The following is a 15828-nucleotide window of genomic DNA, read 5'->3' as shown; positions in this document are numbered from 1 at the left end:
CGCAACCCGGAGGAACCGCGATGCGCCCAGTCCCGTTCACTGCAGACCCTTTGAAAGCGACGTCGACGCCGCTGGCCAGCCTGCGGGGCGTGCGTCGTCGCCGCGGCGCAGTGCAGGCGCTCGACGGCGTGGATCTCGCGCTGCCTGCCGGCCAGGTGACCGCGCTGCTCGGCGTCAACGGCGCCGGCAAGACCACCGCGATCGAGATCCTGCTCGGCCTGCAGCCGGCCGATGTGGGCGAGGTCATGCTGTTCGGGCGGCATCCGTCGGATCTCGAAGCGCGCCGGCACATCGGCGTGATGCTGCAGCAGGCGCAGTTGCCCGAACGCCTGCGGGTCGATGAGCTGCTTGCGCTGACGCGCAGCTGGTATCCGCAGCCGCGCAGCGTCGCCGACTGCGTCGCGCTGGGCGGACTCGATGGACTGCTCGACCGCCGCTATGGCCGGCTGTCGGGCGGGCAGCAGCGCCGCGTGCAGTTCGCGCTCGCGCTGTGCGGGCGACCGAAGCTGCTGTTTCTCGACGAGCCGACCACCGGGCTCGACATCGGCGCACGCCAGCAGGTGTGGCGCGCGATCCGCAGTCTGGTCGCCGACGGCGTCGGCATCCTGCTGACCACGCATTACCTGGAAGAAGCCGAAGCGCTGGCCGATCGCGTCGTCGTGCTCGATGCGGGACGCGTGCGCGCCGATGGCAGCGTCGGCGACTTGCGGGCGCAGGTCGCGCAGGGGCGCATCCGCTGCACGAGCGTCGTGCCTGCCGATGTCGTCGCGACTTGGCCGGGCGTGCGCTCGGCGGACACCGTCGACGGGCAGCTCGTGGTGATGGCCGAGCAGGCGGAGTCCGTGCTGCGCCGCTTGCTGGATGCGGATTCGCAGCTGGGTGATCTCGAAGTCCAGCGCGCCGGTCTCGCCGAAGCGTTCGTGGCGATGACGGCAAACGCCGACGTGATGTCTGGCTCGAAACAGGAGGCTGCGTGATGGACACGACACTCGACACCGGCACACACGTCAGCCTCTGGCGCTGCTATCTGCTCGACACGCGCTGCGAACTGCTGCGTCTGCTGCGCGAGCCGATGTACATCATTCCGACGCTGCTGTTTCCGGCGTTGTTCTACGTGATGTTCGGGCTGCTGCTCGGCGGGCGCGGCAGCGGTGAAGCGGCGCGTTATCTGCTCGCGACCTACGGCGTGTTCGGCGCGATGGGCGCGGGCCTGTTCGGCTTCTCGGTCACGCTGGCGATCGACCGCGAGCGCGGCTTCTTCGCATTGCGCCGCGCGTTGCCGGCGCCGCCGAGTGCATGGCTGGTCTCGCGTCTGCTGATCGCGATGCTGTTTGCGCTGGTCATCGTGCTGGAACTCGCGACGCTTGCGGTCGTGTTCGGTGGTGTGTCCATGACGGCAGGGCAGTGGACCTTGCTGTGGACAGTGACCGTGCTCGGCGCGCTGCCGTTCTGCGCGATCGGCCTGCTGCTCGGCAGCATCGCCAGCGCGAATGCGGCGCCGGCGTGGGTCAACCTGCTGTTCCTGCCGATGGCGTTCCTGTCCGGCCTGTGGCTGCCGCTGTCGATGTTGCCCGGGGTATTCGCGACGCTCGCGCCGGTGTGGCCGGCCTGGCATCTGGCGCAGATCGCACTGCGCGTGACCGGGCAGACGGGTACGGCGCCGCTGTGGCTGCATCTGCTGGTGCTGACCGTCGTAACCGTCGCCTGCTGCGTGCTCGCGCTGCGCCGCCTCGCGCGCGCGGTCTGAGATCATCCGCTTTCAAGTTCGGGGAGAACGCAATGACACAGACAGATCGACTGGGCCAGCGTCGCTGGCCAGGCGTGGCCGCGGTGGTAGCGCTGGTGGCGGTGCTCGGCATCGCCGTGGCGGTCGCGGGGCGGGAACAGTCCGCGGATTCGACATCTGCGCCGGCAACGCAGGGCACGTTTGCGATCCGCAACGCACGCATCTTCGACGGCGTCGACGTGATAGAGCGCGGCACGGTACTGGTGCGCGACGGATTGATCGAAGCGGTCGGCGCCGATGTCGTGGTGCCGGATGGCGTCGCCGTGGTGGATGCTGCCGGCAAGACGCTGCTGCCCGGTCTCATCGACGCGCACGTGCACGCCTGGGGCAACGCACAGCAGGACATGCTGCGCTTCGGCGTGACTACCGGGCTCGACATGCACGGCATGCCGGATCGCCTGCCGGCCGTGCGCGCACAACGTGAGTCCACCGCGCCGACCACGCAGGCCGATCTGTGGGCCGCGGGTTATGCGATCACCGCGCCAGGCGGGCACGGCACGCAGTACGGATTTCCGGTGCCGACCGTCGATGCCGATACCGATATTCCGGCCTTCATCGCCGCGCGCCTGGCTGAAGGCGACGACTTCATCAAGCTGATCGTCGAAGACCTCAGCGGCTATGGTGGCAACCGCACGCTGCCGACGGCTGACTGCCGCACAGGTGCGCGCGGTCGTCGAGGCCGCGCATGCGCAGAAGCGCATCGCCGTCGCCCACGTCTCCACGCAGGCCAGCGCCCGCGAGGTACTGGATGCCGGCATCGACGGCTTCGTGCATGTGGCCGACGACGCCGTGGTCGACGACGCCTTCGTTGCCGACGTCGCGCGTCGCGATGTGTTCGTCGTGCCGACGCTGGTGGTGATCGCTTCGGTGGCCGGTGCTGATGCTGGCCGGCAGCTCGCGGACGATGCCGCGTTGTCGCCGTGGCTGACGCCGGAACAGCGCGACAGTCTCGGCGCACGCATGTCCACCGCACCGAAGCCAGAGCGCCTCACCGATGCGATCGACAGCGTGCGTCGGCTGCATGCGGCAGGCGTGACGATTCTCGCCGGTAGCGATGCGCCCAATCCCGGCACCGCACAGGGCGCGAGCCTGCACGGCGAACTGGCATTGCTGGTGCAGGCCGGGCTGACGCCGCAGCAGGCACTGGTCGCGGCGACCTCCGCACCCGCCGCGCGCTTCGGTATCGCCGACCGCGGCCGCATCGCGCCGGGCCTGCGCGCCGATCTGGTGCTGGTCGACGGCAATCTGCTCGACGACATCACCGCAACTCGGCGCATCGGCACCGTGTGGAAGAACGGCGTGCGCGTCGAACGCACGAAACCCGCCGCCGCAGCGTCGGCCGGCGCGGTGCCTGACGAGACCCGCATCAGCGATTTCGAAACCGGACTCGACGCCAGCTTCGGCAGCTGGGCGCCGACCACCGACCAGATGGCGGGCGGCGCGTCGACCGTCGCACATACACGTATCGAAGGCGGTGCAGACGGTTCGGGCGGCGCGCTGTCGGTCACCGGCGAGATCAGGCCGGGCTTCGCGCTTCCGTGGTCCGGCGTGATCTTCTTCCCCGCCGCGCAGGCGATGCAGCCCGCGGATCTGTCGTCGCGCAGCGAACTCGCCTTCCGCGTGCGCGGCGACGGTCGACGCTACAACGCGCTGCTGTTCTCCGGCGCATCGCCGACCGCAATGCCGGCGATGCAGAGCTTCGACGTCGCCAGCGGTTGGACCGAAGTGCGCCTGCCGCTCAGCGGCTTCGCCGGCGCGGATCTGACGCAGGTGCGCGGCATCGCATGGACCGCCGGTCAGCCGGAGGGCACCTTCGCCTTCGCGCTTGACGACGTGGAACTCCGCTGAGGTGGAGGCGGATCAGCACAGCGCAAGACGACCGCCACTTCTGGCGGACACCTGAGATGGCTACCCTGCGCGATATGGACACGCTCCCGGATCCGACACCGCTGCGCACCTTCGCTGGCCTGCGGCCTGCGCCGGATTCGATCATCGGCAGCGCGCTGCGTCAGGGCCGGCCGGCGTGGAGCGAAGGCATCCATGTGTTCTGGTCGGTCTGGGTCTTCGTCGTGCCGATGTTCTCGCCGCATGGCTACGACCTGCGCTGGCTGCTGCTCACCCTGCTGTCGTATCCGGTCTTCATCGCGCTGTTCGCGGGTGCGCTGTTGTTGCCGGCGCGCCGCTCGCCGTGGTGCGCGCTCGGCATGATCGTGTTGTGCTTCGCCCTGTTGCCCTGGTACGTCTCGAGCCTGAGCTACTTCGTGTTCGGCTGCGTATTTCTCGGCGCGCTGTCGCGTACGTCGGTCTGGCGTTACGTTCTGGCGTTGATCGTGTTCAACGCGGTGCTGCTGACGTGGGCGCGCATGCTCGGTTATCCGTGGGCGGCGCTGGCGTGGATGCCGGTGACGACGGTGATGATCGGCCTGCTGGTTCACGTGGAACGCCTGAAGAACCGGCAGGACGCCGCGCTGCGGCTGTCGCACGACGAGGTGCGCCGACTGGCCGCGGTCGGCGAGCGCGAACGCATCGGTCGTGACCTGCACGATCTGCTCGGGCACACCTTGTCGATGGTCGCGTTGAAGGCGGATCTCGCCGCGCGGCTCGTCGAACGCGACCCTGCTGGTGCCCAGCGCGAGATCGGCGAAGTCGGCGGTATCGCCCGTGAAGCGCTGACGCAGGTGCGGCAGGCGGTCAGCGGCATCCGCGCCGCAGGTCTTGCAGCCGAACTCGCGTCCGCGCGCCTGCTGCTGGAGACCGACGGCGTGGCGTTCGGCTACAGCCTCGATACGGACGTCGCCGGTGCCGGCCTGTCGCCCGCCGTGGAAACCGCACTGGCGATGACGTTGCGCGAGTCGGTGACCAACCTGCAGCGCCACGCGCATGCGCACACCGCGCAGGCACAGTTCTCGCGCGAAGGCGAGGCGATCCGGCTGCAGGTCAGCGACGACGGCCGCGGCGGCGCGATCGTGCCCGGCAATGGTCTGTCCGGCATGCGCGAACGCATCGAAGCACTGGGCGGGCAGTTGCGCATCGACAGCGGCGCCGACGGCACGCGGATCGATGCACGCATTCCGCTGGGCGCGACGCGAGTCGAGTGATCCGCAACGCCCGCCATCGTTCGTTTTTCGACCGCCATCCAGCTGCTACCGTCATCGCCATGCCGCGCATGCCCACGCCCGAAGAGCCGCTCCGCATCCTCATCGCCGAAGACCAGGCGATGTTGCGTGGTGCGCTGACCGCACTGCTGAATCTGGAAGACGATCTGTCGGTGGTCGGCAGCGTCGGCGATGGCGAATCAGCCTGGCGCGAACTGCAGCGCCTGTCGCCCGACATCCTGGTCACGGACATCGAGATGCCCGGCCTCACCGGCCTCGAACTCGCACAGCGCATCCAGCGCCATGCGTTGCCGGTACGCGTGGTCATCGTCACCACGTTCGCGCGCGCCGGCTTCCTGCGCCGCGCGCTGGATGCTGGCGTCGGCGGTTATCTGCTCAAGGACGCACCGGCCGAACAGCTCGCCGCTGCGTTGCGCCGTGTCCACGACGGCGGCCGCGCGATTGACCCGCAACTCGCACTGGAAGCCTGGAGCGAGCCCGACCCGCTGAGCGAACGCGAGCGGCAGGCCTTGCGCCTGGCAGGGCAGGGCATGAGCGCCAGCGAGATCGCCGCGCAGCTGCACCTCTCGCACGGGACCGTACGCAACTATCTGTCGGAAGCAATCGGTAAGCTCGGGGTCGGGAACCGGATCGAGGCGTATCGGCTGGCGCGGCAGAAGGGGTGGTTGTAGGCCACGGAGCGCCTGGCGCGTGCGACCAGCAAACTCCTTCCCAACTGGTGGGGCATTGCGCCCTTTACGGGTGGAAAGTTGGGATGGGGGCGAACGATCAGGTCGCGGAAGCCTCCTATGGTGTCGACGCACGTGCTTGGGTTTCGAGCGTCGGACGGTTTGCCCCCACCCAACCCTCCACCCGTAAAGGGCGCAATGCCCCGCACGCGGGGGAGGGCTGAAAGCGACTCAGCCTTCCAGCCCCACCGCCACCAGAGAATCCCGCTCGATCCGCGCATAGATCTCGAACTCGTCGTGCACCTGCGCACCGAGCGCCGCTTCGAACGCGTCGCGATTCGATTGCGCCGCGAAGGCGCGCTGTTCGCCGCCACCCAGGTTCGATTGGAAGATGCCGGCCGCGCTGACCGGCAGGAAATCCTCGTAGACCACCGGGTCGGCCGTGACCAAGCCGGCTGCGATCGCGTTGTCGATGCTGCCGCGCGCGATGGCCGATGGATCCGCACGTCCGGCATCAGTCAGCGCATACCGGTAATAGCCGAGACCCTCGCGGCGCAGCGTGTCGTCGTCATCCGGGAAATCTTCGAACGCGGCGGCCAGGCGCGAGGCGTAATCGCCGGTGCTGCCGGCGCCACCCGCGTCGCGTGCACGCGCGAGCAGGCTGTCATAGAGGGCGCGGCCCTTGGGTGTCAGCGCGAGGCCGCGCTGTTCGATCTCGCCGAAGCGCGCAGTGTGCGTCCCGGCGTCGGCGCTGTCGCCGGCGGGAAACAGCACCGGTTCCTGCAGCGCCTTGAAGCTGGTCTGGCGCAGCAGGATCGGGCAACGCCGGCGCGGCGGGCCTTCGATCACCGCCTTTGCGTCGATGCCGCGCGCCTGCATCGCATCCTGCGCAGCGTCGATATCGAGCGTGCGCGGGGTCAGATGGTTGATGTGCGGGCCGCGGAAGCAGACCACGTCGGCGATCAGGCGGTGCGCGGACAGCAGCGCCTGGTAGGTCGCGTGCGACACGGTGGCTTCGCTGTGCCAGCGGAAGGTCTCCAGCGCTTCGGCAACAAATTCGGTGGCTTCGTCAGCGCTCAGTCCGCCGGCCTGCTCGAAGCGTCCGATCAATGCGAGCGCGCGCGGGGTGAAGATCTCGCGGGCTTCGAGAATCGCGGCGGCTTCATCGCGCAGCGCGGCGTCCTCGATCAGTTCCAGCCGCAGCAGGGACGTGAACACCCGGAACGGATTGCGCGCGAGCGCCGCGGCGTCGACCGGACGGAACGCGGTCGCGTGCACCGGCACGCCGGCGACGGCGAGGTCGTAATAGCCGACCGGATGCATGCCCATCACCGCGAACAGGCGACGCAGCGTCGCGAGTTCGCGCGGCGTGCCGACGCGGATCGCGCCGTGACGTTCCGCATCCAGCCGGTCGAGCGCATCGCTGCGCTGCAGGCGTGCGGCCAGCGAGGGATCGTTGGCCAGCGTCGCTGCATTCACCTCCGACACCAGTTCCATCAGCGTGCCGTATAGCGGCACTTCGTCGCGATACATGCGCGACATCGCCTGCGCGAACAGGCTGCGGATCTCGTCGGGGGACAGCGGCGTCGAAGCGTTCATCGGGGACCGGGGGGCGGACCGGGCGTTCCCCGGCGAAGCGCGCATTTTCGCCTGTCAGCGGCGCCCGCGGGAACCTCGTGCGCACTTGCGTCGTGTCCGCTTCAGGCTGCGAACTGCAGATGGGGCGACGCGCGGCGCTGCTAGGCTATGCCACCGCCGCTGCGCACACCGAGGACCGACCGATGCAGATCCCCATGCCGCTGGGCGCCCGCGTGGTCGCGCTGACTGCGTTGCTGTGGAATCTGTTCGGTCTGCTGGTGTTCGTGCTGCAGGTGTCGATGACGCCCGAGCAGCGTGCCGCGCTGCCGCTCGACCAGCAGCAGATCAATGCGGCGATGCCGCTGTGGGTCTACGGCTTGTTCGGTCTGGCGACGCTTGCAGGTTCTGCTGGCTCGATCGCGCTGCTGTTCGCGCGCCGCTGGGCCGAGCCGGCGCTGCGGGTGTCGTGCGTCGCGATCGTCGTGCAGATGGTCGCCAGCTACGCGCTGACGCCCGTCTGGTCGCTGACCGGCATGCGCGGTCTGGGCTTGCCGCTGCTGCTGGTCCTGGTGGTCGCGGCGATGTGGCTGTTCGCGCGCGGCGCCGCACGTCGCGGCTGGCTGCGCTGACGCTGCGTCAGACGCGCGACTTCAGCAACGCCCACGCTGCGCGCAGGCCCAGCGCCTCGCCGCCCTGCGGATGACCCGCACGGCTGCTGTCGCTCCAGGCGTAGGTGTCGAGATGCGCCCACGGTGTCTCGGCCGGCACGAAGCGCTCGAGATACAGCGCGGCGGTGACCGAGCCCGCCATGCGTGAGCCGGCATTGGCGATGTCGGCGATGCCGCTGGTGAGGTAGCGCAGGTACGGCCGCCACAGCGGCATGCGCCACACCGGGTCGCGCGTCGCTTCACCGCTGGCGATCCAGGCGTTCGCCAGGGCATCGTTGTTGGAGAACAGCGCCGGCAGGTCCGGGCCGAGCGCGATACGCGCAGCGCCGGTGAGCGTGGCGAAATCGAGGATCGTATCCGGCGACTGCTCGCCGGCGAAGGTCAGCGCATCGCACAGCACCAGGCGGCCTTCGGCGTCGGTGTTGTCGATTTCGACGCTGATGCCCTGACGCGTGGCGATCACTTCGCCGGGGCGGAACGCGTCCGGGCCGATCGCGTTCTCGACGGCCGGTACGAGCAACGTGATGCGCAGCGGCAGCTTGCGCGCCATCACCAGTTCGGCCAGCGCGATCGCGTGCGCCGCGCCGCCCATGTCCTTCTTCATGTTGCGCATGCCGTCGGCCGGCTTGATGTCGAGCCCGCCGGTGTCGAAGCACACGCCCTTGCCGACGATCGCGATGTGCGGATGCGCGGCGGCGCCCCAGGTCAGATGCAGCAGGCGCGGCGCGCGATGCGAGGCGCGGCCGACAGCGTGGATCGCGGGGAAGTTCTGTTCGAGCAACGCGTCGCCGGCGATGCTCTCGAAGGTCGCGCCGTGCGCATCCGCGATCCCGCGCACCACCGCTTCCATCTGCTCCGGGCCCATGTGCTCGGTCGGCGTGTTGACCAGGTCGCGCACGCGCGTGGTCGCGGCGATGACGTCGACGGTCTCGGCATCGGGCGCATCGACTGCGAGCCGCGCCGGCTTGCGTGCCGTCGTCTTGTAGCGGGTGAACCGGTACGCGCCCAGGCCCCAGCCGAGCTGCAGCGTCGCCGCATCGTGCGCGCCGGCCACACGCCAGTCGCCTTCCGGCAGCCCGTAGACCGCATGCGCGTAGCTGTCGGGGTCGAGCGCATCGCCGATGCCGATCACCGCGCCGTCGAGACCGCCGTCGCCCGGCAGCAATGCCAGCGCACCGGGCGCCGCATCGAAGGCCTGCGCATCGAGCCAGGCCTGCACGATGGCCGGCTGCGTGTCGCGCCAGGCCGCATAGCCGTCGCGCGCGACGATGTGCAGCGGACGCGCGTCCTGCGAGGCGGTGGCGAAAAGATCGGTCGTGGTATCGGTCATGGCGGGAACCTGTTTCAAGTGCAGCGTGTCAGATGCGGTCGGCGACGGGCGGGGCGGCATCGAGCCAGTCGGCGAGCGCGGCGAGCGTGTCGAATTCGAGATCGGGCGCGAGCGTGGGATGTTCCCAGCGCCGGTCTTCGCGATTGATCCAGCAGGTGCGCAGACCCGCGCGCGCAGCGCCGGCGACATCCATCTCGATGTGGTCGCCGACGTGCAGCACGTCGCCATGCGCGCAGCCCAGTCGATCGCAGGCGGCGTGGAAGATGCTCGCGTCGGGTTTGGCCACGCCGTGTTCGCGCGAGCCGAGGGTGAACGCGAACAGATGGCCGATGCCCACGCGATCGAGATCCGCGTTGCCGTTGGTCACGGCCGCCACCGGCACCCGCGTCGCAATGCGCTCGAGCGCGGCCAGGCTGTCGGGGTAGTACTCGACCTTGTTGCGCTCGGTATAGAACACCTCGTACGCCGCATCCAGCAACCCGAGATCGCCGCCGCTGTCGCGCAGCGCGTGTTCGATGGTCAGCTGCCGCAACGCGGACAGGTCATGCATCAGATGCCCGTTCTCCGCGAACACCCGCGTGCGCAGATCGCGCATCTTCTCGACCGGATACATGTCCGCGGTCGCGGGGCTGTGCGTGCGCAGGAACGCGTCGAGCGTCTGCTCGACCCGCACGCCGATCGGCGCGAACGGCCACAGGGTGTCGTCGAGGTCGAGGGTGATGGCGCGGATGGGAAACGTCATGGGTGACATTGTAACGAGTGCCCGATGCAGGCCTCGTGGCGCACGCGGCGCAGGCCCTTCAGCAGCGGGCGCAGCGACTGCCTTCGGTCATACTTGGCGCGCTGGAGCCGTCGCCGTCTGATCGCGGCGACTGCGAGCGGCTCGCCATTCCCGATGCCAATGCCGAACGCCTACCGATTCTCTGAGTACCTGCTCGACTGCGATGCACGCGAGTTGCGCCATGACGGTCTGGCCGTCGTCGTGCCCGCGCGCGTCTTCGCCTGTCTGCAGCATCTGCTCGAGCATCGCGAGCGGGCGGTGTCGCGCGACGAACTGGCGATGGCGATCTTCGCGCGCGACAACGTCTCCGATGCGCAGCTGAGCCAGATCATCCTGCGTGCGCGCCGCGCGGTCGGCGACGACGGCCAGGAGCAGCGGGTCATCCGGACGGTGCCGAGCTTCGGCTTCCGTTGGGTCGCGGAGGTGGTGCCGGTGGCCGCCGCGGAACAGCCTGCGCCGGAGTCCGGAATGGACGAAGCGCCGTCGCCGGCAGCCGAATCCGCGCCGAGCCCGGTTGCGCGCCCGCGGCGCCTTTGGCGCGGGATCGCAGTGCTGTTCGCGATCGCGCTGCTGGCCGCTGCAACGTGGTGGTGGGTGACCGCCCGGCCGGACGCGGATCCGGCACCACAACCGGGCGCGGGCGCGTTCATCGTGCTGCCCACAGAGCTCGAACAGGGCGCCGACATCGCCTGGGCGCGACTAGGGCTGATGGATTTCATCGGCGATCGTCTGCGCCGCGCCGGCCTGCCGGTGGCGGCCAGCGACAGTGTGCTGTCACTGATGTACGCGCATAGCGGCGAGCGGATCGAACCTGCCCGACTGCGCGACGAGGTTGCCGGCGACTGGGTGGTCCACAGCCGGGCGATGCGGCGCGGTTCCGGCTGGCGAGTGGAGATCACCGCTGAAGGCCGCGACGACGCAGCGCGACATGCCTTCGGCGAGCACGCCGATCTGGTCCGCGCTGCCGACCAGGCCTGCGGTCGCCTGTTGGCCGCGCTGGGCCGTGATGCGACAGGACCGGACGTCGATGCCGGACTCAGCGAACGGCTGCAGCGCGCCCAGGCCGCCTTGCTGAGCAACGAACTGGATGCCGCCCGGCGCATCCTGGCCGAGGCGCCTGCCGCACAGCGCAATGACCCGAACCTGCGGCTGCGGCTGGCCCAGGTCGATTTCCGCGCCGGTCTGTATCCGAAGGTGCGCGACGAGGTCGAGCGGCTGTTGCGCATCGAAGCCGCCGAGACGCCACTGTTCAGAGCCCAGGTGCTGCTGCTGCGGGCCGGCATCGATCGCAGGCTCGACCATCGCGCGTCCGCCGAACGCGACTACACCCAGGTGCTGGCGCTGGTCGGGCCCGGGGGCGACATCGTCCTGCAGGGCGACGCACTCAACGGCCGGGGCATGGTCCGCTCGCTGCTCGGGGATTACGACGGCGCGCTCGAGGATCTGGGCCAGGCGCGCATCCTGGCCGCACGGACCGGCGATCCGCTTGCCGTCGCCCGCGTCGACGCCAGCCTGGGATTTCTGGAGAAGGTGCGTGGGCGGCCGGCGCAGGCGGCGGAATATATCGCCCGCACGCTCGGCGAGTTCCGTCGTTTCGGTGCGATCTACGAACTGGTGTCGATGTCGGTGGCGCTGGCCGAAACCCGGCTGTTGCTGCTGCAGCCCGACGAGGCCCGCGCGAGCATCGAGCAGGCCTGGGCGCTGCGCGCACGCATTTCCGATCCGAGCCAGCTGACCAACATCGCCTTGGGCCGCGCGGAGGCGATGGTCCGGCAGGGCGCGTTCTCTGCGGCCGAGTCGATGCTGGATTCCGAGGCGGCCGGGCCTACGCTCAACAGTGATCTGCATCGCGCCGATGCGTTGCGGATCGAGATGGCCTGGCGCCGCGGTGAGCCCGCGGCAGCGGTCCGGATCGCCGACGGCGTACTGACCCAATGGCATGCCGAAGCGCGGGCGGAGCGGCTGTTCCGGGTGCGCTGGATGCGGCACCAGGCCGCGCTGGAGGCCGGCCTGCCCTTGCGTGCCGACGAGGCGCCGCGGCCGGCGTCGGACGACACCGGCTACGCCTGGGACTGGCTGCTGGTGGCGATGACTGCGCAGGCGCAGGACCGCGACGCCGACGCCGGCCACGCCTACCGCATCGCGGTGGTACGCGCCGAGCAGGACGGCGTGCCGGAGGAAGTCGCCCAGGCCGTCTATGCCGGCACGGTGTGGCTGCTGGCCCACGATGACCGCGCCGAGGCGACGGCACTGGTCGGGCGCATCGCGCCCTGGGCGCGCCAGGATTTCGATCTGGCGTTGCTGCAGACCCGGCTGCTGCACGCGCTCGGACAGGCCGATGCCTGGTCGATCGCATTGCAGGACGCGAAACGTCTGGCCGGCGAGCGTGTCATCCCGGTCGCGCTGCAGAGACCGCCGCCCGCGCGCGTATCGCAGGGCGGCGCAGGTCTCTGAAAGAGAACGGAAAAATGGCGATGTAATGAATCGGTAACGTGCCAGGAATGGCCCTCTCCCGCGCCGCGCGCCAAGGATCGGGCGTTGCCGCACGTCGCGGCGACGCAGGTGGAACCCCCGTTCCGCCGCCACCGTGTCCCTGAGGGAAAGCCGATCATGACCCGTACGACCCTGGCGCTCGCCATTGCCGCACTTGTTTCCGTTCTGCCGCAGGCGCGTGCGCAGACCTCCGATCTCCACCACGCGGCCGTCGGCGAAGTCGCCATCGCGCAGGACGATGTTGCAGGCGCGGATGCGCCGACCGCCGTGACCGTGCTGCCGGCAGCCGACACGAGGCCGGCGCTCTCGCGGGAACGGGCACCGACTACGGCGCGCGCCGCCGACGTTGCCGACGTTGCCGACGAAGATCCGCCGGCGGACAACGATCGCTACTTCCAGGCCAGTGGCGACCTGGGCGCCTCCGCCGCCGGAGAACTCGCGACGGCCGCCGGCTCGGGCGCGGCCGCGAGCGCACCCGGTGCGTCGGCGTTCGGCAGTGGCGCTTCCGCAGATGAGAAGCACACGACCTCGGTCGGCTTCAATAGCGCGGCATCGGCCGACTATGCCAGCGCATTCGGCGCCGGCGCGCAGGCCAGCGCCGACAGTGCGACCGCGATCGGCGGCCATCTCTACGTGATGAATGGCGAAACCTGGGAGATGGAAGAGTTCGCGACCATCGCATCGGGCCGCGAGAGCGTGGCCGTGGGCGCCGGCGCACGCGCGCTGGAATACCAGTCGACCGCGATCGGCGCGGGTGCCTATGCCGGCGGCCAGGAGTCGGTGTCGATCGCCGGCAGCGCACGCGGTGACTCGTCGACGGCGGTCGGTGTCATGGCGACCGCGGGCGCCGATCATTCGACCGCGATCGGCAAGGGCGCCACGACCGGTGCAATGCGCACGCTGGCGGTGGGTGGCGGCAGCGCGGCGTTCGGCGACAGCGCCACCGCACTCGGGCAAGCGGCGCAGGCCTATGGCGCGCAGAGCGTGGCGCTGGGCTTTCGAAGCCTGGTGACCGGCGAAGGCGGCATGGCGCTCGGCGCCGATGCATTCTCGACTGCGGCGGGCAGTGTCGCGCTCGGCGCCAATGCCGTCGCCGATCGCGACTTCACCGTCTCGATCGGTGGCGCGGGCGCGGAGCGGCAATTGGTCAACGTCGCCGCCGGCACGGAGGGCACCGACGCGGTGAACCTCGCCCAGCTGCGCGATGCGACCCGGTACGCTGAATACTTCGAAGCGACCGGCGGCCCGGACAACCAGCAGCCCGCGACCGTGATGGGCGACTACGGCACCGCGGCCGGCTCTGGCGCGCTGGCCGCGTCGCTCGGCGCGTCCGCCTTCGGCAGCGGCGCGTTCGCCTACGAGAAGCACACGACCGCGATCGGCTTCAACAGCGCAGCGTCCGCCGACTACGCCAGCGCATTCGGTGCCGGCGCGCAGGCCTCGGCCGACAGCGCCACTGCGATCGGTGGCCAGTACTACGTGATGAACGGCGAAACCTGGGAGATGGAGGAGTTCTCGACCATCGCTTCAGGCCGCGAGAGCACGGCAGTGGGCGCGGGCGCGCGCGCACTGGAATACGCGTCGACGGCGATCGGCGCGGGCGCCTATGCCGGCGGCGAAGAGTCGGTGTCGATCGCCGGCAGTGCGCAAGGGCATTCGACGACGGCTGTAGGCGTCATGGCGACGGCGGCGGCTGATCACTCGACCGCGATCGGCCATAGTGCGGCGGCCGGTGCGATCCGCTCACTGGCGGTCGGCGGCAGCGCCGGTGCGTATGCCGACAGCGCCACCGCGCTCGGCCAGGCGTCGCGTGCGTATGGCGTGCAGAGCGTGGCGCTGGGATTCCGCAGCCAGTCCGACGGCGACGGCAGTCTGGCGTTGGGCGCCGATGCGTGGTCCACCGCGATCGGCAGTGTCGCGCTCGGCGCTGGCGCGTTCGCCGATCGCGCGAATACGGTGTCGATCGGTGCTGCGGGCGCGGAACGGCAGCTGGTCAATCTCGCCGCCGGCACGCAGGGCACGGATGCGGTCAACTTCGACCAGCTCAGCGCGGTCGCCGAACGCGTGGGCGAAGTCGCCGACAACGCGATCGGTTACGACGATGCGAGCCGCGGCCGGGTGACGTTCGCCGGCGCGCAGGGCACGGTGCTGACCCACCTCGCCGACGGCGACGTCGCGGCCGACAGCACCGATGCGGTGACCGGCAACCAGCTCTTCGAGACCAACCAGCGCGTGGGCGCTGTCGAAGGACGTGTCGACGGCATTGAGGACCGCATCGGCGACATCGAAGGCGTGGCTGCGAATGCGGTGGCCTACGACGACGACCGGCGCGACAGCGTCACCCTGGCGGGCGAGGACGGCACGCGACTGGGCAATGTGGCGGCCGGCGCGATCAACGCGTCGAGCCGCGATGCGGTCAACGGCGCGCAGGTGCATGCGTCGATGCAATCGGTCGCGACTGCGTTCGGCGGCGGCACGGTCGTCGATGCCGGCGGTCGTCTGATCGGCAGTGTGTTCACGATCCAGGGCAGCCACTACGGCAACGTCGGCGATGCGCTGGGGGCGCTCGACGGCGTGATCGCCGGACTCGATGGCCGGATCGGTGCGCTGGAGACCGGAGGTGGCGGTGGTGGCGTCACTGCGCCGCCATCGGGGCGTGGCGACGGCCTGGCGGTCGGCAACGACAGCGTGGCGGTCGACGGCAACGACACCGCGGTCGGGCATGGCGCGGTGGTCGAGGCCGAGGGCGGCACCGCGCTCGGCAGCAACGCATCGATCACTGCCGATGCATCCAACGCAGTCGCGGTCGGCGCCGACGCACGCGTCGAGGCGGCATCGGGTACGGCCGTGGGGCAGGGTGCACGCGTCAGCGCCGAGGGTGCGGTTGCGCTCGGTCAAGGCGCAATTGCCGACGAGGCGAATACGGTGTCGGTCGGCAATGCCGATCAGCAGCGTCGTGTGACCAACGTTGCCCAGGGCGTCCGCGATACCGACGCCGCCAACGTCGCGCAGGTGAATGCAGGCGATGCGCGCACGCTGCAGAGCGCCAATGCTTACACCGACAGCCGCTTCGCCGCCTGGGAAGACAACTTCTCCGCGCTGCGCGGTGAGATCGACGACCGCATGCGCCACCAGGATCGGCGCATCGACCGCATGGGCGCGATGAGTGGTGCGTACGCGGGCATGGCGAGCAACACGTCGGGACTCGCCGGGCGTAACCGCATCGGCGTGGGCGTCGGTGGACAGGGCGGCGAGCAGGCGATCGCGATCGGCTACCAGCGTGCGATCGGCAATCGCGCAAGCGTCTCGCTGGGCGGCGCGATCGCGGGTGGCGAAAGCAGCGTGTCGGCAGGCGCCGGTTTTAGCTGGTGACGTGACGGGCTGCGCCGGCTGTGCCGGCGCAGAACG

The 15828-nt window shown here is 70.0% G+C and carries 12 protein-coding genes; 8 read left to right on the top strand and 4 right to left on the bottom strand.

Features of this window, described 5'->3' with window-relative positions; translation table 11 throughout:
* The first annotated feature begins 20 nt into the window (after positions 1–20).
* Positions 21–977 carry an ABC transporter ATP-binding protein gene (locus ACZ9YD_RS09805; RefSeq protein ID WP_465074992.1) on the top strand — a complete coding sequence of 319 codons (957 nt, stop codon included), beginning with the start codon at positions 21–23 and terminating at the stop codon, positions 975–977.
* A complete protein-coding gene (locus ACZ9YD_RS09800; protein WP_465074991.1) occupies positions 977–1747 on the top strand; it encodes an ABC transporter permease in 771 nt (256 codons plus the stop codon). The genes ACZ9YD_RS09805 and ACZ9YD_RS09800 overlap by 1 nt, the downstream gene beginning before the upstream one ends.
* Positions 1748–1749: 2 nt before the next feature.
* Here the strand turns inward: ACZ9YD_RS09800 and ACZ9YD_RS09795 are convergent, their stop codons facing one another.
* Positions 1750–2487 (bottom strand): hypothetical protein, encoded by a 738-nt coding sequence (locus tag ACZ9YD_RS09795; protein WP_465074990.1) that lies wholly within the window; start codon positions 2485–2487, stop codon positions 1750–1752.
* Here ACZ9YD_RS09795 and ACZ9YD_RS09790 point away from each other — a divergent pair.
* From ACZ9YD_RS09790 to ACZ9YD_RS09780, 3 genes are all read left to right on the top strand, one after another.
* A complete protein-coding gene (locus ACZ9YD_RS09790) occupies positions 2447–3634 on the top strand; it encodes a CIA30 family protein (protein WP_465074988.1) in 1188 nt (395 codons plus the stop codon). The two genes, ACZ9YD_RS09795 and ACZ9YD_RS09790, sit on opposite strands and share 41 nt — an antisense overlap.
* Before the next feature lie 56 nt (positions 3635–3690).
* Positions 3691–4884: a sensor histidine kinase gene (locus ACZ9YD_RS09785; protein WP_465074987.1), complete on the top strand. Its 1194-nt coding sequence runs from the start codon at positions 3691–3693 to the stop codon at positions 4882–4884.
* A gap of 68 nt (positions 4885–4952) precedes the next feature.
* Complete coding sequence (locus ACZ9YD_RS09780) at positions 4953–5573, top strand: response regulator (protein ID WP_465075520.1); 621 nt, start codon at positions 4953–4955, stop codon at positions 5571–5573.
* Positions 5574–5801: 228 nt separating this feature from the next.
* On the opposite strand, the gene hglS is transcribed toward ACZ9YD_RS09780, so the two are convergent.
* Positions 5802–7169: a 2-oxoadipate dioxygenase/decarboxylase HglS gene (gene hglS / locus ACZ9YD_RS09775; RefSeq protein ID WP_465074985.1), complete on the bottom strand. Its 1368-nt coding sequence runs from the start codon at positions 7167–7169 to the stop codon at positions 5802–5804.
* Positions 7170–7351: 182 nt separating this feature from the next.
* Between hglS and ACZ9YD_RS09770 the strand changes: the two genes are divergently transcribed.
* Positions 7352–7777, top strand: coding sequence for a hypothetical protein (locus ACZ9YD_RS09770; RefSeq protein ID WP_465074983.1), 426 nt, complete (start codon positions 7352–7354; stop codon positions 7775–7777).
* A 7-nt stretch (positions 7778–7784) separates the two neighbouring features.
* On the opposite strand, the gene ACZ9YD_RS09765 is transcribed toward ACZ9YD_RS09770, so the two are convergent.
* Positions 7785–9146 carry a leucyl aminopeptidase family protein gene (locus tag ACZ9YD_RS09765; RefSeq protein ID WP_465074982.1) on the bottom strand — a complete coding sequence of 454 codons (1362 nt, stop codon included), beginning with the start codon at positions 9144–9146 and terminating at the stop codon, positions 7785–7787.
* A gap of 28 nt (positions 9147–9174) precedes the next feature.
* Positions 9175–9888 carry an HAD-IA family hydrolase gene (locus tag ACZ9YD_RS09760; RefSeq protein WP_465074980.1) on the bottom strand — a complete coding sequence of 238 codons (714 nt, stop codon included), beginning with the start codon at positions 9886–9888 and terminating at the stop codon, positions 9175–9177.
* 159 nt (positions 9889–10047) lie between these two features.
* Between ACZ9YD_RS09760 and ACZ9YD_RS09755 the strand changes: the two genes are divergently transcribed.
* A complete protein-coding gene (locus tag ACZ9YD_RS09755; RefSeq protein ID WP_465074978.1) occupies positions 10048–12381 on the top strand; it encodes a winged helix-turn-helix domain-containing protein in 2334 nt (777 codons plus the stop codon).
* Positions 12382–12537: 156 nt separating this feature from the next.
* Entirely contained in the window at positions 12538–15792 is a 3255-nt protein-coding gene (locus ACZ9YD_RS09750) for a YadA-like family protein (protein WP_465074977.1), read from the top strand.
* Positions 15793–15828 lie beyond the last annotated feature (36 nt).

The sequence above is a fragment of the Luteimonas sp. AC640a genome, assembly GCF_979256585.1.
The sequence above is the reverse complement of the archived record's forward strand: the minus strand, read 5'-3'. Positions and strand labels throughout refer to the sequence as shown.